This is a genomic window from Pseudidiomarina aestuarii (assembly GCF_003987355.1).
Taxonomy (GTDB): domain Bacteria; phylum Pseudomonadota; class Gammaproteobacteria; order Enterobacterales; family Alteromonadaceae; genus Pseudidiomarina; species Pseudidiomarina aestuarii.
Genome location: NZ_PIPR01000001.1, coordinates 903,345 through 923,297, shown reverse-complemented (window position 1 = coordinate 923,297; position 19,953 = coordinate 903,345). Strand labels below are relative to the sequence as shown.

The window sequence follows — 19,953 nt, the reverse complement described above, 5'->3', positions numbered from 1 at the left end:
CGCGAGTAACCAGTAGCCAGTAGCTAGTTGTGCATAACCAGTCGTTGGTTGGTGGCGATAGCCATTAACAAACCAAATCCGGCCAGTAGTGTCACCATTGACGTACCACCATAACTGATCAGCGGCAATGGCACACCAACCACCGGCAATAATCCTGAAACCATGCCGATATTGACCATAACGTACACGAAAAAGGTCAAAATGAGGCTACCCGCGAGCAATTTTTGATAGATTTGCTGTGCGCGCATCGCAATTTGTAGACCACGAAAGATAATGAAGCTATATAACAGCAGCAATCCAATGACGCCGACCAAACCAAATTCCTCGGCGAATACTGCGAAGATAAAGTCGGTGTGACGTTCAGGCAGAAATTCGAGTTGCGATTGTGTGCCTTCAAGCCAACCTTTTCCCTCGATACCGCCGGAGCCAATAGCAATCTTGGATTGAATGATTTGATAACCACTCCCGAGTGGGTCACTTTCGGGATTTAGCAATGTCAAAACGCGTTGCCGTTGATAATCACGCATCAAGAAGATCCAGAGCACCGGAATAAAGGAACCAATACCGACTATGAAGGCGGTAATCAAACGCCAACTCGGGCCCGCCAAAAACAAGACAAAAATGCCGGAGCTCGCTATCAGAAGCGAGGTGCCTAAATCAGGTTGCTTGGCAATCATGAGGGTTGGCACGAGTAGAAGGACCATAGCTGCGAGTAGACGCCGTTTTCTCGGCGGAATACCTTGTTCAGCAATAAACCAGGCTATGGTCATAGGCACCGCAAGTTTCATCAGCTCAGACGGCTGAATTGTTGCGACACCAATATTCAGCCAACGTTGCGCGCCTTTGCTGGATTCACCGAACAACAGTACGGCCAGCAACAGTACGAGGCCTGCCGCAAATAGCGGGAGTGACCAGCGTTGTATTGCAGACAGTGGAATTTGCGCAATAAACAACATTGCGACAAAGGCAACACCAATACGCATGACCTGACGTTCCAACATAGCCACATTCTGACCGCTGGCGGAATAAACGGTGACTAGTGATACTGCCGCTAATACCAGCAGCGCCACAAACAAGGGTCCATCAATGTGGAAGCGTTGTAACCAGGGATTTCTTTCTCGTTCAGCGGTTGTTTGCAAGGGTATTTACCTGACTAAAATAGAAGTCCATAACTTTTCTGGCTAATGGTGCCGCAACACTACCGCCACCACCAGCGTTCTCAACGGCTAGTACAATCACAATTTCCGGCTCATCGTGCGGCGCGTAGCCAACGTACATGGCATTATCCCGATGTTCCTCTGCAATGCTTTCTGCATCATATTCGGCGTCTTGCGCGATTCCAATGACTTGCGCGGTCCCTGTTTTACCGGCCGACGTATAAGTAGCTCCTCTAAACGCAGTGCGTGCAGTCCCTTTGGCTGAAGCGACCACTTTAGTCATGGCATCGCGCGCGATTTCCCAATTCTCAGGGTTGGTTAAGACAACTGGGGGGCGCTGTTCTACAACGGCGGGAAGCCGAATATCTCCATCAACAATCTCACCCAATAAGCGCGGCACCGGACGTTTGCCTCGATTCGCTACGACTGAGGTGGCAACGGCGAGTTGCATGGGTGTTGAGGTCCAATAACTTTGACCAATGCCGATCGATACAGTCTCACCCGCATACCAAGGTTGATTAAAGCGAGCGCGTTTCCAGCCTCGCGACGGCATAACCGCAGCGGTTTCCTCCGCAATGTCGATACCCGTATATTCGCCAAAGCCATACTGTGTCATGTATTCGGATATCGTATCAATACCGAGTTTTAACGCGAGGTCATAATAGAATGTGTCACAACTTTCGACGATAGCATCGGTCACATTGACCCACCCATGGCCCCAAGACAACCAATCTCGGTAGCGATGGTCCACGCCTTTGATCTGAAACCAACCTGGATCCCAAATTTTGGTCTCTGGTGTGATGATTTGTTCTTCGAGACCGACAATCGCAAGCTGCGGCTTGATCGTCGAGGCCGGCGGGTAACCGCCTTGGGTGGTGCGATTTAACAGTGGTGAATGTCGCGATTGCAGCAAACTCTGATATTGAGCGACAGAGATCCCTTGCGCAAACCAATTGGGGTTATAACTGGGCTTACTCACCATGGCGAGGATGCCGCCATCACGTGGATCCATGACAATAATAGAGCCACGTTGATCACCTAATAATTCATCGACTTTGAGTTGTAGTGGTAAATCAATTTCGAGATACAGATCTTGACCCGGAATAGGTGGCTCAATACTGAGTGTGCGCAGCATCCGACCGTGAATATCGACTTCGACTTGCTGATACCCCACAGTGCCATGCAATAGTTCTTCATAGAAGCCTTCGACGCCGAGCTTACCAATGGTTCGCGTAGCTGCATAGTTGGCTTGCACGCCTTTTTCGCGGAGTTCAATCACATCGTTTCGATTGATCTTGGCGACGTAACCCAATGCGTGCGTAAGCGCATCTGCGTAAGGGTAGTGACGAACTAAGCGCGCTTCGAGACTGACTCCCGGGAATTCGTGTTGACGCACAGCAAAGCGCGCAATTTGTTCTTCATTGAGACTGTCGAGAAAGATCACGGAGCGGAATCGACGTTCCCGTTTTTGCGCCGTATAAAAGTCGCTGATTGCTTCATCATCAAGATTCAGGAGTTGCTGCAGCCGTTGCAATGTATCCTCGAGGTTTTGGACGCGCTCTGGCGTTATTTCCAAACTCAAAACCGGACGATTTTCTGCGAGCAAAATACCATTACGGTCATAGATCAATCCCCGGTTCGGCGCTATCGGCACAACCCGAATACGATTGTCGTTGGAACGAGTTTGAAAGGATTCATGCTGGACAACCTGTAACGAGTACATGTTGTAGAGTAAGACGCTAAACACGACAACGACCACAAACATGGCGAAGCCAACACGACGATTAAATAGTGCGGCTTCAGCATGGCTATCTCTGATGGTCTGTCGGTTTCTTGATCTCATGTCTATTCGCGATGATAAGGATGGTTTGCGTTGACACTCCAAGCGCGATACAAGCTTTCCGCGAGAATCACACGGACCATTGGATGCGGCAGCGTCAGTGGCGACAATGACCAGCGTTCTTCAGCAGCGGCTGTGCACTCAGAAGACAGTCCTTCGGGACCACCAACTAACAAGCTCACATCACGCCCGTCCATTTGCCATGCGTCTAGTCGTTGAGCTAACTGGGGTGTTGTGAAAGCCTTGCCCGTGACCTCAAGAGTGACAATTCGATTGCCTTTGCCACAGGCCGCTAACATGGCATCGCCTTCTTGTTTGACGATACGGGCGACATCCGCATTTTTGCCACGTTTACCTGCGGCAATCTCAATGAGGTCTAAAGCACACTCGGGGGGAAGTCGTTTCGCATAGGTTGCAAAACCAGTGCTGACCCAGTCAGGCATTTTTTGTCCGACTGCGATCAGCTGAATACGCATTACTTACGGCCCCAAAGTTTTTCTAATTCGTAAAAGTCACGAATAGGTTCTTGCATGACATGAACAATCACATCACCTAAATCAACCAAAACCCACTCTGAATGTTCGTTTCCTTCAATACCCAGTGGGGCAACACCATGATGCTTAGACTCAGTAGCGACATGATTGGCAATGCTGCGAACATGTGTTTTCGAGCTGCCTGAACAGACGATCATGTATTCAGCGACATCGGTTTGTTCCATGACGTCGAGCACACGAATGTCGCGGCCTTTTAACTCTTCTATCTTTTCGATAACAAAATCGCGTAATTGTTCAGCTTGCAAAAGAAATAATCTCCATAGGTCGAAAGTTCGCGCAGTTTATCACGTTTAAGTCCCGAAAAGCAGCTAACGATACAAGCCTTCTGTTTGAATAAAAGCAGCTACAGCAGGTGGCACGAGCGACTCCCATGGCAATTGTTGCTGAATTCGGTGACGCACTGTAGTCGCGGCAATGGGATAGGTTTCATTCGCAACACGAATCGCGCAACCGTGGGCTGATCGGCGTAGCTCTCTCGGTGAGGTTAGCCAACGATTGGCGAAGAAATCGGTCACCTCAGGTTGCCAAGTCGGTGCCTGATCAGGGCGCGATAAAATCGCAAAATGTGCATGGTTGAGAAGATCTTGCCATTGATACCACCCATTGAGTTTGGCGATGGCGTCCTCGCCCAACAGAAATACTAGAGTGTCTTGTGGCCAACGTTGTTTAAGTTCTTCCAGCGTTTGTACCGTATAGGACGGACGATTTTGTCGCAGTTCCCAATCATCCGCATAGACGTGTGGGAATTCAGCCGTTGCTAACTCGGTCATCTTGAGACGCTGCTCTGCCGTGGCACCGGGGTAATCGCGATGCGGGGGTTGAGCGCTCGGAAGTAACCGCAATTCATCGGCCTGTAACCAACTCAAAGCATTCAGAGCTGGCCGCAGATGTCCCCAATGGAGCGGATCAAACGTCCCACCTAATATGAGGCGTAATCTCCCACAAGTTGGCGTCAGTTCGGTCATGTGAGCGACAACCGAGTGACACGGTCAGGCAAACACCACAACAAGACAAAGTGTGTTGCTAGTGTTTTATAGTCCTCACCGCTGTCACGTTTGAATGCAAACTCAAGTCGTTTGAGCATATCTGTAATGGCCCGGTGTTGTCCTTGCAGACGCTGGGCGACTTGGTGGTAAGCGGCTTCTTGATTCTTCCAAATGGGGAGCGTGCGAGCTGCTTGCCCAATAGGTTCACCGCGCCCTAACGCTTGTTGCAAGGCATGAACCGTTTGCCACTCGCGTTGAAACATCCAGTTCAAAATGGCGATTTCGACATCCTCTTCGAACAATCGATGTAAACGATGTAACGCATCATCGACTTGGCCGTGCAGCAGCGCTTCTTGCAAGGCGAAAACACTGAATCGACTTTGGTCTTGGCTACTTTGGCGAACCGTTGTTAGGTTGAGGGGTTGGGGCAGGCCCATCAGCGCCAGTTTTTGGAGTTCTTGGTCGAGTGCCAGCAGATTGCCCTCGTACCAATCGGCTAACAAATTCAGTGCTTCGCGGTCCAGCTCAAGTTGGTAGCGCCGGGCGCGGGCATCAATGAAACGCGGTAATGCTGCTCGATCGGGCGCATTGGCCGCAACAACCAGCGCGTTGCGGGTCAGAATCTGATACCACTTCGCCTTGAGTTGTTCTTGTTTTAACTTTGGCCCGAGGACAACGAAAACCTGGTCAACATTGGGTTGCTCGGCATAGCTACGCAGAGCATCGCCTCCCTCTCGCCCGGGTTTCGCATCGGGTAATTCGAGTTCGACCAGGCGCAGTTCCGAGAACAGACTCATGCTGGCCCCAGACGCTAAAATCTGATTCCAATCAAACTGTGCATCTTGAACGAGACGCTGGCGCTCATGGATACCCTGTGACTTGGCGTAGTTGCGAATCGCTTGCACAGCGTCGTCGACTAGCAGAGGCGTGTCGCCGAAAATACAGATAATCGGGGGCAGACCGCGACTTGCGAGGACATCGTTGAGTTGTTGCGCATTCACGGTAGCCATTCTGAACTCAGCTTATGGGGTCAGTTGGGCGGAAATTTGCCGAAGTATTTGACGTGCCGCGTCCTCACGCATTTCAGTGACCAGCACCTCACGCTCACGAGTTTTCGCCAGTGCAAAGTTTGGATCATCTTGGTAGTCTCGAAATACTTCCACCTGCAGCGGGATACTGGTTTGAGGACCGTTATGCAGCACATACTCTACCGTGTAAATGAGCTCATACTCAGCTACTTGACCACTGCTGGATAACGACAATGTGCGTCGGTCGAGGCTATCACTCACCAGTTGTATGACGGTTTGCCGAGGCTGTTCGTCGAGCTGTGCGCCCGCCAGTTGTAGTCGCGACGCTAAAATTTCTGCAAACTCACTAAAAGGTTCGGCTTGAATGTACACAGTTTCCAGTTGCGTTGGCAGTTGATAACTATCCCGCAATTGAAAGCCGCAACTGGAAATGACCAGCGCGGCCAGTCCGAGAGTCATCCATCGTACAAATGAGGGTCGCGTTACTAGCTGTTTTTTCATGACGATATGATGCTCTCTGATGATTAATTTGCAACGATATTTAGCAATTTGCCTGGAACGTAAATTTGTTTGCGAATCGTCACGCCATCAAGGAACCGGGTGACGTTGTCGTCCGCTAATGCAACCTGAATAACATCCTCTTGTGTTGCCGCAGCAGGCACTGTGATTTTACCACGCACCTTACCATTCACTTGTACGACAATCAGCACATTCGACTCGACCAAGGCCGATTCATCGCAGTCGGGCCATGCCGCAAAGACAACGTCTGATTGATGACCTAAAGCTTGCCACAGTGCCTCGCTTAAGTGCGGAGTGACTGGCGCGAGCATCAGAACGATAGCGTCAACAGCTTCAGCGACAACACCGCATTCCAACGGTTGACTGAGGTCGGCCTTCTGTAAGCGGTTTAAGAGTTCCATAATAGCGGCGATAGCCGTATTGAAATTCTGCCGTCTCCCCATGTCATCGGTCACTTTCTGAATGGTACGGTGCACCTCGCGGCGCAGTGCTTGTTGCCCGTCATTCAATTGTGTCCAATCTTGTGACATACCATTGGCTTGAGCGGCTTTTACGTCAAGGGCCAAGCGCCAGACTCTGCGTAAAAAGCGTTGTGCGCCTTCGACACCCGAGTCTGACCACTCGAGAGTGGCTTCGGGTGGAGCGGCAAACATCATAAATAAGCGGACGGTATCAGCACCGTATTTGTCAATCATGACTTGCGGGTCGATACCGTTGTTCTTCGATTTCGACATTTTCGTCATGCCACCGTAGATGACCGGTTGGCCATCGCTGCGCAAACGTGGATTGATGATTTTCCCTTTCTCATCACGCTCAAACTCGACATCTAAGGGAGAGAACCAAGTCTGCCCACCGTTTGCATCTTCGCGATAATAACAGTCGGCTAGCACCATGCCTTGAGTTAACAACCGTTTGAAAGGCTCAGAAGAGTCAACTAAACCCGTGTCTCGCAACAGTTTATGGAAAAAGCGAGAGTAGAGTAGATGCAAGATTGCGTGCTCAATGCCACCGATGTACTGATCCACAGGGAGCCAATAATTGGCTTGTTTTGGATCCAACATGCCGTCATGGAAGTTCGCACTGCAATAGCGTGCGTAATACCAAGATGATTCCATGAAGGTATCAAAGGTATCGGTTTCATGTTCTGCGGGCTGACCTTGATAGGTCGTTTGACGCCATTCAGGATTCTCTTTCAGTGGAGACGTGTTGCCAGACATGACGACATCTTCCGGCAATCGAACTGGCAGATCCTCGGCAGGCACTGGCACTGATTCACCATTCGGTAAATTCAACATCGGGATCGGTGCACCCCAATAGCGTTGGCGCGAGACACCCCAATCACGGAGGCGATAATTCACTTGGCGGCGGCCAATACCTTGCTCGCTCAGATAGTCGGCAATTTGCTCAAAAGCTTCAGCACTGCTTAACCCAGAGTAAGCACCAGAGTTAATCGTGGTGCCTTTCTCGGTAATTGCGGCTTGTGAAAGATCCGTATTGCCTGCACTTGGCTCAATGACTTGTTGAATCGGTAGCTTGTACTTAGTCGCGAATTCCCAATCACGCTCATCATGGCCCGGAACCGCCATTACTGCACCCGAGCCATAATCCATCAAGACAAAATTAGCGACCCAGACCGGAATTAATTCACCGGTTAGCGGATGCACGGCACGAATGCCAGTGTCCATACCTACTTTCTCAGCTGTGGCGAGTTCAGCTTCTGCCATCTTCGTGTTTTTAATAGTGTCGATGAATGCAGCTAATTCAGGGCGTGTCTGGGCGGCCTTTTGCGCCAGCGGATGCTGTGCCGCCACGGCCATATAAGTGACGCCAAAGAGGGTGTCTGGACGCGTCGTGTAGACCGTTAATAACTGATCTGATTCGGCAACAGAGAAGTCAATTTCGACACCTTCAGAACGACCAATCCAGTTCTTTTGCATGGTTTTGACCTGCTCAGGCCAGCCATCTAAGGTATCTAGGTCGTTTAATAATTCATCCGCGTAGGCTGTAATTTTGATAAACCACTGCGGAATTTCCTTCAATTCAACTTTCGCACCAGAACGCCAGCCACGACCATCAATCACTTGCTCATTCGCAAGCACAGTCTGGTCGACTGGGTCCCAGTTGACCGTCGCGTTCTTTTTATAGACCAAACCTTTTTCGTAGAGCTTGGTGAAAAACCACTGTTCCCAACGGTAGTATTCCGGAGTACAGGTCGCAATTTCACGTGACCAGTCATAACCAAAACCCAGAGACTTCAGTTGCTGACGCATATAGTCGATATTCTGATAGGTCCATTTTGCCGGTGCTGTTCGGTTCGCAATCGCTGCGTTCTCCGCCGGTAAACCAAAGGCATCCCACCCCATTGGCTGGAGGACGTTTTTGCCTTGCATGCGCTGAAACCGTGAGACCACATCACCTAAGGTGTAATTGCGCACATGTCCCATGTGAAGTTTGCCACTGGGGTAAGGAAACATACTGAGGCAATAAAATTTTTCTTGGTTCGGATCTTCTTGAACAGAAAACACCTGGTCCTGCTCCCAACGACGTTGGACGGCTGGTTCGATGATGGCTGGATCATACTGTTCGGGCAATGCTGTCGACATGTCTATTCCTGACTCGATGGTTATTGTGTGTCGTCACACTGGACACTAATCAAAGGATGGCAAAGCGATTAAGAAACGCTGAATTACAGGGCGTACCACATGAGTAGCATCACCACGATACCCGCTAGACCGAAAAAGCCATATTCAAAGCGCTCACGTTGCTGCGCTTCAGGCTGGTCTGGGTTACGATGAAAAATGAACATCCCAATACTGCTCACACCCAGCGTACCTGCGGCAACAAGCACGGCAAAAATAGCGGCTGCAATTATATTTTCCATAATAAGTTCCACGCATTCAAAAGAGTTGAAGGACGGTTAAGTCCACAGTTTACTGATTTTGGTGGCGTTTGACTATGCTGATCAGCCCGATAATTGCGCCACAGGCTGCTATCCATAAGGCGAGCCACTCACCCCAACGTGCATAGAGTGTGGTTCCAGTGACGACCGGCACGACAGCGCTGACTGTAGCTTCTTCAAACTGCGGTGCGCGAGCAATTTCATGCCCGGTTTCATCGACGACCGCGCTGATGCCGTTGTTGGTTGCGCGCAATAGCGGCCGCCCCAATTCTAATGCACGCATACGAGCGATCTGCATATGTTGCGCGGGGCCATGAGACGCACCAAACCAAGTGTCATTACTGACGGTGAGTAGGAAATCTGTGGTTGCAGATAAATTGGCGCGAACTTGTCGTGGAAACGCGATTTCATAGCAAATAGCGGCGCTGAGGGTAAATCCTTTAGCGCGGAGATTGGTTTGCTGATAATCCCCACGACTGAACGATGACATGGGCAGGTCAAATAGCGGAGCCAATGGGCGGAGAATGTCTTCAAACGGCACGAACTCACCGATGGGGAGTAACTGATGCTTTTCATATCGGTTGCTATGACCATGATAATAGGCTTCCTCGACATCATCAGCGCCATCGACTCCCAATGCGATCAGGCTATTGTAATAGTCGAACTGACGGTAATCGAGAATGCCGGTAATCAGCGCAGTATCTGACTGGACCAGAGCCTTATGGATGTTCTCCAGCACGTCATCGGTATAAGGCTCTGGCATGGTCACCGCTGACTCGGGCCAGACAATGATGTCGTGAGAGCTATAATTGGGGCGACTCAGATCCAGATAGGTCATCAAGCTTGGCCAATGTTGGTCAGGATTCCATTTACTCGATTGGGCAATATTACCTTGTACCAGCAACACGTTGGCTTCGTTATCTGTGCGTTCAAGCGGATTTAACCAAGGTAACAAGAAGGGTAACGCGAGCAAGCTGATTGCGACTCCAGCATAGCGCTTTTGCCGAGTCCGTAGATATTCAATAATAGCGACCGCACAATACCAAAGCAGCACGGCAACGCCCGTTCCTCCGAGCCACGAGGCGTACTGGCCCAGGTAGCTATCTGTTTGTGTATAACCGAGATCTAACCATGGAAAGCCGGTGAGTAGCGTGCCACGCAACCATTCTGCCAGATACCAAAGCAGCGGCACTAACCAGATTGCGCATGGCCAGTTGCGAGCTGCGGCAGAGCGCCAAGCCCATAAAGCCAGAGCTGGAAACAGGCTTAAGTACATAAACAATACGGCAAGCACGGCGATGGTAGCAACGACGGGTAGACCACCAAAGGTATCGATACTGACATAGATCCAGCTTAACCCTGCGCTAAACCAGCCGATCCCAAATAAATAACCTAAGTGCCAAGCTCGGCGAGGTGAACTATTCCGCCCTAACCACAGCAGGAAAGTCAAAATTGGAATGACCAGCCAAGATTGCTGAAAGGGAGCATAGGCAAAGACAAGTAGGGCGCCACATAGCAGCGCTGCCAATCGTGACCAACCGGCAGTCATCGTCTTGTTTATCAAGGTCTTCATTAGTCAGCGTCGGTAGAGGGTTGAGGCTCTGGAATCGTGACTTGTAACTGTTGTATGCGACGTTTATCGGCCGCTGTCACTTTGAAGATGATTCCTCCCAGTGAAAGCTCTTCACCGAGCTGCGGCAAGTGGCCGAAACCGTGCGCAACCATCCCTCCAATGGTGTCGTATTCTTCATCACCAAAGTGGGTATCGAAATAATCATTGAAATCTTCGATGGTCGTCAGTGCTTTGACCGAGTAACGGGACTTATTAATGCGCCGAATATCGGCTTTATTGTCCTCATTGATATCCGTTTCGTCTTCAATTTCACCGACAATTTCTTCCAGAATATCTTCAATCGTCACAAGTCCAGATACACCACCATACTCATCGACGACGATCGCCATGTGATAGCGCTGCTCGCGAAACTCTTTGAGCAAAACATCTACACGTTTGCCTTCAGGCACTATCACGGCCGGACGGATGACTTTATTCAGAGTGAACTCGTCATCAGCCATTCCGAAACCGTAGGGCAACAAATCTTTGGCGAGGAGAATGCCTTCAATATGGTCTTTATTTTCACTCACAACCGGATAACGGCTATGCTGTGAGTCAATTACTATTGGCAAAAACGAATCGACGTTTTGATTGATATCGATAGTCACCATTTGCGACCGTGGAACCATGATATCGCGAACCTTCAATTCGGCGACATCCAAAACCCCTTCAATCATTTCTTTGGTGTCATTGTCGATCAGATCACGTTCTTCGGCATCTTGGATTAGATCAACCAATTCTTCGCGGCTATTCGGCTCTCCGGTAAACAGCTGTAGCAATTTATTTGCCCATGTTTTACGTGAAGAGCCGTTGGTAGAGTGAGGATGGTCATCGCTCATGAGTGTGTATAACTCCGGTTTTTATCAAACACGATTCGTTTCATCCGTGCGGTCTATGTATGGGTCGGCAAATCCAAGCGTTGCTAGGACGGTTGTTTCGAGCGCCTCCATCGTATCCGCGTCAGCATCGTTTATATGGTCATAACCTAGCAAATGCAAGGTTCCATGTACAACCATATGCGCCCAGTGGCTCAGAGGGTCTTTGTTTTGCTCGCGGGCCTCTTGTTCTACTACCGGTGCGCAGATGACTAAATCGCCGAGTAATTGAATCGGCATCTCCACTGGCGCTTCAAATGGAAACGACAGCACATTGGTCGCATAATCTCGTTGCCGGTAGGCTTGATTGAGCTGCTGTGCTTCCGCCGTATCGACTACGCGGATAGTCAATTCCGCAGGACTATCTTGAGCTGCAGCCCGGTAGGCTGCAGTCACCCACCGTTCGAATTCATCGAAATCCGGAAGTTCAGACGTGGAGGCGCATTGGAGATCGAGTTCGATCATGCGTTGCGCTCGTCAAACTGATCGTAGGCTTGTACGATGCGCTGCACAACTGGATGACGCACTACGTCACCGGCTTGGAAAAATGTAAAGTGAACAGCCTCAACGTCTTTGAGTACTTCAATGACGTGACGGAGTCCAGATTTTTGCCCACGCGGTAAATCGACCTGTGTGATATCACCGGTAATAACCGCACGTGAATTGAATCCAATCCGAGTTAAGAACATTTTCATTTGTTCACAGGTCGTGTTTTGGCTTTCATCGAGGATTATGAAGGCATCATTGAGCGTACGTCCGCGCATGTAAGCTAACGGAGCAACTTCAATCACATTTCTCTCAATAAGCTTTTCTACCTTTTCGAAGCCCAACATCTCAAACAAAGCGTCGTATAAAGGGCGTAAATAGGGATCAACTTTTTGTGCTAAATCGCCTGGTAGGAAACCTAATTTTTCGCCAGCTTCAACGGCTGGGCGGGTGAGCAAAATACGGCGAATTTCTTGTCGCTCGAGTGCATCCACAGCGCAAGCAACTGCTAAATAGGTTTTGCCGGTTCCCGCAGGACCCACTCCGAAGCTCACATCATGGCTTAAAATGGCGCGCACATAGGCCGCTTGATTTAGGTTCCGTGGTTTGATGAGGCCGCGTTTGGTTTTGATGTGTGTCATTTTTTCGGCGGCGGGGTCGATGCTGTCATCCTGCTCAAGCACATTCGCTTCTTGAATAGCAAGGTGCACAGACTGCGGTGAAACCGCGCCATCTTCGCCTTTCACTGTAGCTGTTTCGACGTAGAGATCGCGGAGCAACTTCGCTGCAGCTTCAACGGTATGCCGCGGGCCTAATAAGCGAAAATGATTTTGGCGGTAGGAAATTTCGACACCCAGACGACGTTCTATATGTTTTAGGTTTTCGTCAAAAGGCCCGCACAAATCGGCAAGACGCCGCGAATCGACGGGCTCTAAGTTTATATCTTGTGTAGTAATAGCAGAGCTCAATGAAACCTCAATTTGGTTAAGACAGATGATTCGACTTCGGCGTACCCGGAACAAAGGTGGCGACACCGAGTTCGTCAGGTTGTTGCACGGCTTGTCGAGCCAAAATAGTTTGCGGAGCAGTATCAACGCGCAAGCCCATATCATGCTCACGACGAATCACGTCACCACGCAGCGAGTTCGCATAAACGTCCGTTATACGAACATCAACAAAGGTTCCGATCATATCGGGCGTTCCGACAAAGTTAACGACGCGGTTATTCTCAGTACGACCACTCATTTCCATCAGATCTTTCTTCGAAGGACCTATGACCAATATGCGTTGTTCGGTTCCGACCATCCGGCGAGCATGATTCAGAGCTTGTTGGTTCAAACGCTGTTGTAATAGCTGCAGGCGCTGCTTCTTCGTGGCTTCGGTGACATCGTCGGGCAAGTCGGCCGCGGGTGTACCTGGGCGAGCACTGTAGATAAAGCTGAAACTCATATCAAAATCAATGGCCTGAATCAGGTCCATGGTCTGCTCAAACTCTTCATCACTCTCGCCGGGGAAGCCAATGATAAAGTCTGACGACATCGCGATATCTGGGCGAATTTTACGCAACTTACGGATCTGTGACTTGTATTCCAGCGCAGTATGGCCGCGCTTCATCAATGTCAGGATTCGATCCGCACCGCTCTGAACGGGTAAATGCAGATGATTTACCAATTCTGGGATGGTGGCGTAAGCCTCGATAATATCGTCCGTAAATTCGACTGGGTGCGAGGTGGTGTACCGGATCCGGTCAATGCCATCAATCGCTGCAACTAAGTGCAGAAGTTCAGAGAAGCGACAAATACCGCCATCAAATGATTCACCGCGATAGGCGTTGACGTTCTGACCGAGTAAATTCACCTCGCGCACGCCTTGCTCTGCCAGTTGTGCAATTTCGTACAGGACATCGTCTACGGGCCGACTGACTTCTTCGCCGCGAGTATAAGGAACGACACAGAACGTACAGTATTTACTGCAGCCTTCCATAATCGACACAAAGGCTGAAGGACCGTCTGCTTTGGGCTCTGGCAACCGGTCAAATTTTTCAATCTCTGGAAACGAGATGTCGACCATCGGTTGGTGATCAGTTTGCACCTGCTTCACCATTTCTGGCAGACGATGCAATGTTTGTGGACCGAAAACGATATCCACGTAAGGCGCTCGGTCACGAATATGTTCACCTTCTTGAGAGGCCACACAACCGCCCACACCAATCACTAAATTAGGGTTCTTGTCTTTGAGTGTCTTCCACCGGCCCAATTGATGAAACACTTTTTCTTGTGCTTTTTCTCGGATGGAGCAGGTATTAAGCAAGATCAGATCCGCGTCTTCCGGTTCTGCTGCGACATCATAACCGTGAGTTGCATGGAGTAGGTCGGCCATTTTGGCTGAATCGTACTCATTCATCTGACAACCCCAAGTTTTGATATATAACTTCTTACTCATTGTTTTGGCCACTCAAATTTTGACTGCAAGCTGGAGAACTTCAAAGGGACGCTATTTTAGCCTGAACCGCACTGAACTGCCAACTTTACCCTATATTTCTGCTTTGCGGCGCGACCGCAGTGCTAAGTAACCTGCGAGTGTTATCACAACGGCGCCGGCGAGCATAAACCAGGTAATGGGTTCGTCCCAAAACCAATACCCCATTAAGGAAGCAAAGATCACAGAACTATAGGTAAATACACCGACTCGTGCTGCTGGCGCTAGAGAGTATGCGCGTGTCATTGCGAGCTGACCAATCATCGCTAAGGCCCCCATCACGGCAATGGCAAACCAGTGCGTGTTGGCAATAGATTCGCCGCGCCATAGCAATGGAATAGCAGAGATAGCCGTTGCTAGCATTGAAAAATAAAACACGATTTTACTCGAGGATTCGGTGGCGGACATCTTACGAATCAGCGTTTTGGTATAGGCGGCAAGCACTGCGGCAATAAAGGCAATCCAAATTACGGGCGACAATTCCGCTGCGGTTGGATTTAAAAACAAATACACACCGACAAAGCCAATCGCAATCGCTAACCAAGTTTGCCGACTGACATACTCTTTTAACCAAAACTTGCCTATCACCGGAATCAGGAAGGGGGATAAGAGTAAAACTAAGGTTGCTTGTGCCAGCGGTATGTGTGCAATGGCATAAAAGAAGAGGTACATAGCCACCACGCCGGCAATACCTCGAGTGAGATGGAAGCGCCATGCTTGCGTGTGGAAAGCTGATGTTCCTTTGCGCCAAATCCAAGGTAAAAGTACGACAAACGCCATTAAGCTGCGGAAAAATACGAGTTGTTCGGAGGGTAAATCGGTGCTCAAATATTTGACCAGCGCACTCACACCCGCAAAACACAGTTCTGCGCTGAGTACGAGCACTGATGCAATCACCACCGAACGTTGTGGGGTGTCCATAACAGCCTTGTCGAAGAGAAACACTGATGAACCGATATATTATCACGATAACGTTGCTAACTTTGAGCAATGTTTTCATGACGTTTGCTTGGTACGCGCATTTGAAAAACATGGCAGAAAAACCATGGGTTGTCGCTGCATTTTTAAGTTGGGGTATCGCGCTGTTTGAATACCTGCTGCAAGTACCGGCAAATCGTATTGGCTATGAAGTCATGTCAGTTGCTCAACTAAAAATTCTGCAAGAAGCGATTACGCTGACCGTGTTTGTGCCGTTTGCGATATTTTATCTAAAAGAAAAGCTGACGCTCGATTACTTGTGGGCCGGTTTGTGTATTTTAGGAGCAGTATTCTTTATTATGCGAGGGAAACTCGCGGGCTAATTAGGGAATCGATATGCAAATTGTTGTTGTTGGCGGCGGCATGGTCGGTGCGGCCTGTGCACTCGCTCTCGCACGAACAGGGCATCAGGTGACTATCATCGAAGCCGGTGATTCGCCGTTAGAGTCAGCGCCAACAGAGCAGTGGGATATTCGCATTTCGTCCGTGCATCGCGCGAACTTAGATTGGCTCGAAATGTTGGGCGTGCTGGCCTGCATTCCGGCAACAAAAATGTGCAACTACTCCAGTTTGGCAGTACAGTCGATAGACGGCCAACGGTTAGAATTCAATGCGTCAGATATCGCACTGCCAACTCTTGGGGCGATGATCGAAAACCTCACACTTCAGCATGCATTGTGGCGATGTTTGCAAACCGAATCGAATGTAACCGTGCAGACTCAAACCACAGTTGAGTCGATTCATTGGGCCGAGCGACAATTACGTACTGTAGATGGCGCCTCCATGCCTTTTGATCTGGTGATTGGTGCGGACGGCGCTCAATCGTCGGTGGCAAAGTTGGCTGGCATTGGGCAACGCGGTTGGGATTATGACATGCGCTGTTTACTTGCCAACGTAACCACAGAGCAGGAGATACCCGCTGCGACGTGGGAAGTATTCCGCCAGTCGGGCCCATATGCGTTGTTACCACTGACTACGCACCAAGCTTGCTTAATTGATTACGCGCCACAAGGACATCACCCACAGACTGAAAACGACGTCAAAGAACGACTGCAAAGGCAGTTTCGCTCGCACATTGGTGATTTTCATCTGCAGCAATGGGGGCACTTTCCATTACGCCGGCAGCGAGCCTTGCGCTACCATGCACAGGGTTGCGCAGTGTTAGTCGGTGATGCCGCACACAGTATTCACCCGTTGGCTGGACAAGGCGTTAATCTTGGTTTTGCGGACGCGCAGGCTCTGGTACAAGTGTTGCAAAGTGCCAGCGATGATACTCTCGAACGAGCTTTCTCTGAATACAGTCAAATGCGGGTGTCAGCCAATCAGCGCATGATGCGAGCAATGGACTTGATCCACTTCGGATTTAGCAGTCAACAGCTGCTACCGAGACTGGCTATAGCGGGTGGGATGAAAATTCTGGAACAAGTAACACCGTTGAAAAGAAAGCTGATCGAACTGGCAACGGGATACTGAGAAAAGCGCTAGATGAGGAGCGCCATTAGATATTAGTTACTGGAAAAATACAGACCTAGGTTTTCTAGTAACCAGTAGCCAATAGCAAGCAGCTAGATACAAAAAAACCGCGTGAGCGGTTCTTTGTTTGCTTGTTGATCACCACCATAAGTGGTGCGGAGGGGGGGACTTGAACCCCCACGAGCTTGCGCTCGCTAGCACCTGAAGCTAGTGCGTCTACCAATTCCGCCACCCCCGCAACAAGCAGAGGTAAAAATGGCTGGGGTACCAGGATTTGAACCTGGGAATGGCGGGATCAAAACCCGCTGCCTTACCGCTTGGCTATACCCCAACACTGGGTGCATCAAGAAGAGAGTGGCGAATGGCTGGGGTACCAGGATTTGAACCTGGGAATGGCGGGATCAAAACCCGCTGCCTTACCGCTTGGCTATACCCCAACTGGTGTTAATCGCCTGTCAGTTTGAGTTGGTGCGGACGGAGAGACTTGAACTCTCACGCCGTGAGGCACTGGAACCTAAATCCAGCGTGTCTACCAATTCCACCACGTCCGCCCAAAGGGCTTTTTGAATGGTGGCTACGGCGAGATTCGAACTTGCGACCCCAGCATTATGAGTGCTGTGCTCTAACCAGCTGAGCTACGTAGCCATATCAAAAACATCACAAACTGCGCTCTGTGAGTGCGGCGCGTATTATGCAAATCAGGGGGCGCAGCGTCAACCTCTTTTTCGCAAAATAACCGCGCCTCACGTGCGATTGCTCAAAAAAGCGAATAATTGATTATTTTATCAACGGCGAAAGCTTAAAATGGGAGAGACTCGCCGTTGCTGTGACGAAACGAACCGGTATTTTCAAGCGTCAATTCGTCAATGCGCTGAACCAATCTTTGTGCTGCTTCATCGGCACTGATATCACCCGCATGATTCACCATATCGGTTTGGACAAATCCGGGATGTAGCAGGCCTACTGCAATTCCATCGTCTTTTAAATCATTGGCAAGTGACACGCCCGCGGCATTCAGCGCCGCTTTACTCATTCGATAGCCATAGTAGGCACCCGAGCCGTTGTCAGCCATTGAGCCCATGCGGCTGGTGATTAAGGCAACTTTGCTACCACGCTTCAGATGCGGCCGCAGTGTATCCGTGACCAACAGTGGGCCGACTGCATTGACATCGAACTGCTTGCGGATGGACTCGACACTCAGGTCACCAAGCGATTCGCGGCTCAATAACCCGGCATTGTTGATTAGAATATCAATAGACGTATTCTTTAACTCGGCACTGAGCTTCTGTAATGCGTCAGTGTCCGTAACATCGATGCCTTCGATAACGTTGCAGTCTAGTTTGCGTAGTTCCGCGGATGCCTGCCGACACACGGCTGTGACTTCATCACCCCGGTCGAGATATTGACGGGTGAGGGCAAGACCGATGCCACGGTTGGCACCTGTAATCAAAATATGCATAAAACCTCCTGATAAACAAAATTCGATACTAGTTACTAGTTACTAGTTACTAGTTACTAGTTATTAGAAAACCCAGATCTGCGCTCTTCTAGTAGCTAATAACTAGTAGCGTTCGCCATCTAGCGCCCTTCGAGAAGTTATTGGCTGTTGGTGAGTTTTTTGGGGTCCAGTAGTTGCTCGAGTTCGCTGCGTGGGATGTCGGTCATTTCTGCCGCAACATCGATGATTGGCCGCTGTTCTTGATACGCCTGTTTGGCGATTTTGGCCGCTTGGTCATAGCCGATGTGACTATTCAGTGCTGTGACGAGGATCGGATTTCTTGCCAAGGCCTCATCGATCCGAGATTGATTGATGCTGAAATCTGCAATCGCCTGATCAGCCAGCGAACGCGCCGCATTGCTCAGTAACTCAATACTCTCCAACTGTTTCAGCGCGATCAGCGGCAGCATCACATTAAGTTGGAAATTACCTTGTTGCGCGGCGGTGCTCACCGCAGCATAGTTGCCGTTGACGTGTGCTGCGATCATTGCAACAGCCTCTGGAATCACCGGATTGACTTTGCCCGGCATAATGCTGCTGCCAGGTTGCAGTGCGGTGAGACTAATTTCGCCTAAGCCGGCGAGCGGACCACTATTCATCCAACGCAAATCATTGCTGATTTTAAGTAGCACCGCCGCAAGGCTATTGAAGGTGCCCGCCACCAGCAAATTTACTTCTTGGCCAGCAATACCGGCAAATTTATTCTCAGCTGATGTAAAAGGTATTCCTGTGGTATCCGCTAGCATGCTGCAAACGAGTTTGCCAAACTGCGGATCGGCATTGATACCAGAACCAACGGCGGTACCTCCCTGCGGCAGCGTGCACACGAGCTTCATTTGTTGCTCCAGTTGCGCTTGGCAATGAGCGACTTGTGAATCCCAAGCGAGAAGTTCTTGAGCGAGCGTTATCGGCATCGCATCCATCAAATGCGTTCGTCCCGTTTTGACAACATCTTGCAGCGAGTCTGCTTTGGATTGAATCACGCTTCTAAGATGTTGCAGTGCAGGGATGAGATCGTGCACGAGCGTCGTCGCAACACTGACCAAAATGCTCGTGGGTATCACATCATTACTGCTTTGACTGGCATTCACTTGGTCATTGGGATGAATTGACGCTCCAGAATTCTTGGCGAGCTGACTGATCACCTCGTTCATGTTCATATTGGTGCTGGTACCCGAGCCGGTTTGGAAGATATCCAGCGGAAACTGGTCGTGATGCTGTCCGGCGATGATTTGTCCCGCGGCAGTTTTGATGGCTTGGGCTTGCTCAGGTTGAATCACTTCGAGTTCGGCATTGGCGTGTGCAGCCGCATACTTTACCCGAGCTAACGCAGTTATAAATGCCTTAGGAAAACGATAGCTGCTCAGTAGGAAGTTTTGTCGTGCACGCTCCGTTTGTGCGCCCCACATTGCAGTTGCGGGAATTTCTACGTTGCCCATGCTGTCACTTTCAGTACGAAATTTTGACATTGCTTCCCCCTGTAAATGATTGGTATCTTGCGATCGCATCTGCTCTAATGAGCGTATAACAATCGTGACTCGTTTGGCGATGCGCAAGATTGCATCTCTCA

General features: G+C 49.9%; 19 protein-coding genes and 5 tRNA genes. 2 read left to right on the top strand and 22 right to left on the bottom strand.

What is annotated here, in order from left to right; genetic code table 11:
• Positions 1-23: 23 nt before the first annotated feature.
• The 15 genes from rodA to CWE22_RS04225 form a co-directional block, all read right to left on the bottom strand.
• Positions 24-1,139, bottom strand: a complete 1,116-nt coding sequence (gene rodA / locus CWE22_RS04295; RefSeq protein ID WP_169930129.1) for a rod shape-determining protein RodA — start codon at positions 1,137-1,139, stop codon at positions 24-26.
• Positions 1,123-3,000: a penicillin-binding protein 2 gene (gene mrdA, locus CWE22_RS04290; RefSeq protein ID WP_169930128.1), complete on the bottom strand. Its 1,878-nt coding sequence runs from the start codon at positions 2,998-3,000 to the stop codon at positions 1,123-1,125. The genes rodA and mrdA overlap by 17 nt, the downstream gene beginning before the upstream one ends.
• A gap of 2 nt (positions 3,001-3,002) precedes the next feature.
• Positions 3,003-3,473, bottom strand: a complete 471-nt coding sequence (gene rlmH / locus CWE22_RS04285; protein ID WP_169930127.1) for a 23S rRNA (pseudouridine(1915)-N(3))-methyltransferase RlmH — start codon at positions 3,471-3,473, stop codon at positions 3,003-3,005.
• The gene (gene rsfS, locus CWE22_RS04280; RefSeq protein ID WP_169930126.1) at positions 3,473-3,796 is read right to left on the bottom strand and encodes a ribosome silencing factor; all 324 of its coding nucleotides are present in this window, start codon (positions 3,794-3,796) and stop codon (positions 3,473-3,475) included. Before rsfS ends, rlmH begins: the two co-directional genes overlap by 1 nt.
• Positions 3,797-3,859: 63 nt before the next feature.
• On the bottom strand, positions 3,860-4,516 hold the full coding sequence (gene nadD / locus CWE22_RS04275) for a nicotinate-nucleotide adenylyltransferase (RefSeq protein ID WP_169930125.1): 657 nt from the start codon (positions 4,514-4,516) through the stop codon (positions 3,860-3,862).
• Positions 4,513-5,547: a DNA polymerase III subunit delta gene (gene holA / locus CWE22_RS04270; protein ID WP_169930124.1), complete on the bottom strand. Its 1,035-nt coding sequence runs from the start codon at positions 5,545-5,547 to the stop codon at positions 4,513-4,515. Before holA ends, nadD begins: the two co-directional genes overlap by 4 nt.
• A gap of 12 nt (positions 5,548-5,559) precedes the next feature.
• Positions 5,560-6,066, bottom strand: coding sequence for an LPS-assembly lipoprotein LptE (locus CWE22_RS04265; RefSeq protein WP_244595949.1), 507 nt, complete (start codon positions 6,064-6,066; stop codon positions 5,560-5,562).
• Between the two features lie 23 nt (positions 6,067-6,089).
• Positions 6,090-8,675, bottom strand: a complete 2,586-nt coding sequence (gene leuS / locus CWE22_RS04260) for a leucine--tRNA ligase (RefSeq protein WP_169931022.1) — start codon at positions 8,673-8,675, stop codon at positions 6,090-6,092.
• Between the two features lie 95 nt (positions 8,676-8,770).
• Positions 8,771-8,965: a hypothetical protein gene (locus CWE22_RS04255; protein WP_169930123.1), complete on the bottom strand. Its 195-nt coding sequence runs from the start codon at positions 8,963-8,965 to the stop codon at positions 8,771-8,773.
• 49 nt (positions 8,966-9,014) lie between these two features.
• The gene (gene lnt / locus CWE22_RS04250; protein WP_169930122.1) at positions 9,015-10,556 is read right to left on the bottom strand and encodes an apolipoprotein N-acyltransferase; all 1,542 of its coding nucleotides are present in this window, start codon (positions 10,554-10,556) and stop codon (positions 9,015-9,017) included.
• A complete protein-coding gene (corC, locus tag CWE22_RS04245) occupies positions 10,556-11,434 on the bottom strand; it encodes a CNNM family magnesium/cobalt transport protein CorC (protein WP_169930121.1) in 879 nt (292 codons plus the stop codon). Before corC ends, lnt begins: the two co-directional genes overlap by 1 nt.
• 24 nt (positions 11,435-11,458) lie before the next feature.
• Positions 11,459-11,935, bottom strand: a complete 477-nt coding sequence (gene ybeY / locus CWE22_RS04240) for an rRNA maturation RNase YbeY (protein ID WP_169930120.1) — start codon at positions 11,933-11,935, stop codon at positions 11,459-11,461.
• Complete coding sequence (locus CWE22_RS04235; RefSeq protein WP_169930119.1) at positions 11,932-12,924, bottom strand: PhoH family protein; 993 nt, start codon at positions 12,922-12,924, stop codon at positions 11,932-11,934. The genes ybeY and CWE22_RS04235 overlap by 4 nt, the downstream gene beginning before the upstream one ends.
• Before the next feature lie 16 nt (positions 12,925-12,940).
• Complete coding sequence (miaB, locus tag CWE22_RS04230) at positions 12,941-14,398, bottom strand: tRNA (N6-isopentenyl adenosine(37)-C2)-methylthiotransferase MiaB (protein ID WP_169930118.1); 1,458 nt, start codon at positions 14,396-14,398, stop codon at positions 12,941-12,943.
• A 90-nt stretch (positions 14,399-14,488) separates the two neighbouring features.
• On the bottom strand, positions 14,489-15,355 hold the full coding sequence (locus CWE22_RS04225; protein WP_169930117.1) for a DMT family transporter: 867 nt from the start codon (positions 15,353-15,355) through the stop codon (positions 14,489-14,491).
• A gap of 26 nt (positions 15,356-15,381) precedes the next feature.
• On the opposite strand from CWE22_RS04225, the gene CWE22_RS04220 reads away from it, so the two are divergent.
• On the top strand, positions 15,382-15,735 hold the full coding sequence (locus tag CWE22_RS04220; RefSeq protein ID WP_169930116.1) for a DMT family protein: 354 nt from the start codon (positions 15,382-15,384) through the stop codon (positions 15,733-15,735).
• A gap of 13 nt (positions 15,736-15,748) precedes the next feature.
• A complete protein-coding gene (locus tag CWE22_RS04215; RefSeq protein WP_169930115.1) occupies positions 15,749-16,885 on the top strand; it encodes an FAD-dependent oxidoreductase in 1,137 nt (378 codons plus the stop codon).
• 151 nt (positions 16,886-17,036) lie between these two features.
• Here CWE22_RS04215 and CWE22_RS04210 read toward each other — a convergent pair.
• From CWE22_RS04210 to CWE22_RS04180, 7 genes are all read right to left on the bottom strand, one after another.
• Positions 17,037-17,123, bottom strand: a tRNA-Leu gene (locus tag CWE22_RS04210).
• An 18-nt stretch (positions 17,124-17,141) separates the two neighbouring features.
• Positions 17,142-17,216, bottom strand: a tRNA-Gln gene (locus tag CWE22_RS04205).
• Between the two features lie 31 nt (positions 17,217-17,247).
• Positions 17,248-17,322: transfer RNA gene (locus CWE22_RS04200), tRNA-Gln, on the bottom strand.
• A gap of 29 nt (positions 17,323-17,351) precedes the next feature.
• Positions 17,352-17,436, bottom strand: a tRNA-Leu gene (locus CWE22_RS04195).
• A gap of 17 nt (positions 17,437-17,453) precedes the next feature.
• A tRNA-Met gene (locus CWE22_RS04190) sits at positions 17,454-17,530 on the bottom strand.
• Positions 17,531-17,684: 154 nt separating this feature from the next.
• Positions 17,685-18,344: an SDR family oxidoreductase gene (locus CWE22_RS04185; RefSeq protein ID WP_169930114.1), complete on the bottom strand. Its 660-nt coding sequence runs from the start codon at positions 18,342-18,344 to the stop codon at positions 17,685-17,687.
• 137 nt (positions 18,345-18,481) lie between these two features.
• Positions 18,482-19,852, bottom strand: coding sequence for a class II fumarate hydratase (locus CWE22_RS04180; RefSeq protein ID WP_169930113.1), 1,371 nt, complete (start codon positions 19,850-19,852; stop codon positions 18,482-18,484).
• Between the last annotated feature and the right edge of the window lie 101 nt (positions 19,853-19,953).

Excerpts from the sequence above, each read along its gene's own strand:
- CWE22_RS04215 (WP_169930115.1), top strand. The coding sequence starts at position 15,749 with ATGCAAATTGTTGTTGTTGGCGGCGGCATGGTCGGTGCGGCCTGTGCA.
- CWE22_RS04255 (WP_169930123.1), bottom strand. The coding sequence starts at position 8,965 with ATGGAAAATATAATTGCAGCCGCTATTTTTGCCGTGCTTGTTGCCGCA.
- ybeY (WP_169930120.1), bottom strand. The coding sequence starts at position 11,935 with ATGATCGAACTCGATCTCCAATGCGCCTCCACGTCTGAACTTCCGGAT.
- CWE22_RS04185 (WP_169930114.1), bottom strand. The coding sequence starts at position 18,344 with ATGCATATTTTGATTACAGGTGCCAACCGTGGCATCGGTCTTGCCCTC.
- CWE22_RS04220 (WP_169930116.1), top strand. The coding sequence starts at position 15,382 with ATGAACCGATATATTATCACGATAACGTTGCTAACTTTGAGCAATGTT.
- miaB (WP_169930118.1), bottom strand. The coding sequence starts at position 14,398 with ATGAGTAAGAAGTTATATATCAAAACTTGGGGTTGTCAGATGAATGAG.
- holA (WP_169930124.1), bottom strand. The coding sequence starts at position 5,547 with ATGGCTACCGTGAATGCGCAACAACTCAACGATGTCCTCGCAAGTCGC.
- CWE22_RS04225 (WP_169930117.1), bottom strand. The coding sequence starts at position 15,355 with ATGGACACCCCACAACGTTCGGTGGTGATTGCATCAGTGCTCGTACTC.
- rlmH (WP_169930127.1), bottom strand. The coding sequence starts at position 3,473 with ATGCGTATTCAGCTGATCGCAGTCGGACAAAAAATGCCTGACTGGGTC.
- nadD (WP_169930125.1), bottom strand. The coding sequence starts at position 4,516 with ATGACCGAACTGACGCCAACTTGTGGGAGATTACGCCTCATATTAGGT.
- CWE22_RS04265 (WP_244595949.1), bottom strand. The coding sequence starts at position 6,066 with ATGAAAAAACAGCTAGTAACGCGACCCTCATTTGTACGATGGATGACT.
- CWE22_RS04180 (WP_169930113.1), bottom strand. The coding sequence starts at position 19,852 with ATGTCAAAATTTCGTACTGAAAGTGACAGCATGGGCAACGTAGAAATT.
- corC (WP_169930121.1), bottom strand. The coding sequence starts at position 11,434 with ATGAGCGATGACCATCCTCACTCTACCAACGGCTCTTCACGTAAAACA.
- mrdA (WP_169930128.1), bottom strand. The coding sequence starts at position 3,000 with ATGAGATCAAGAAACCGACAGACCATCAGAGATAGCCATGCTGAAGCC.
- lnt (WP_169930122.1), bottom strand. The coding sequence starts at position 10,556 with ATGAAGACCTTGATAAACAAGACGATGACTGCCGGTTGGTCACGATTG.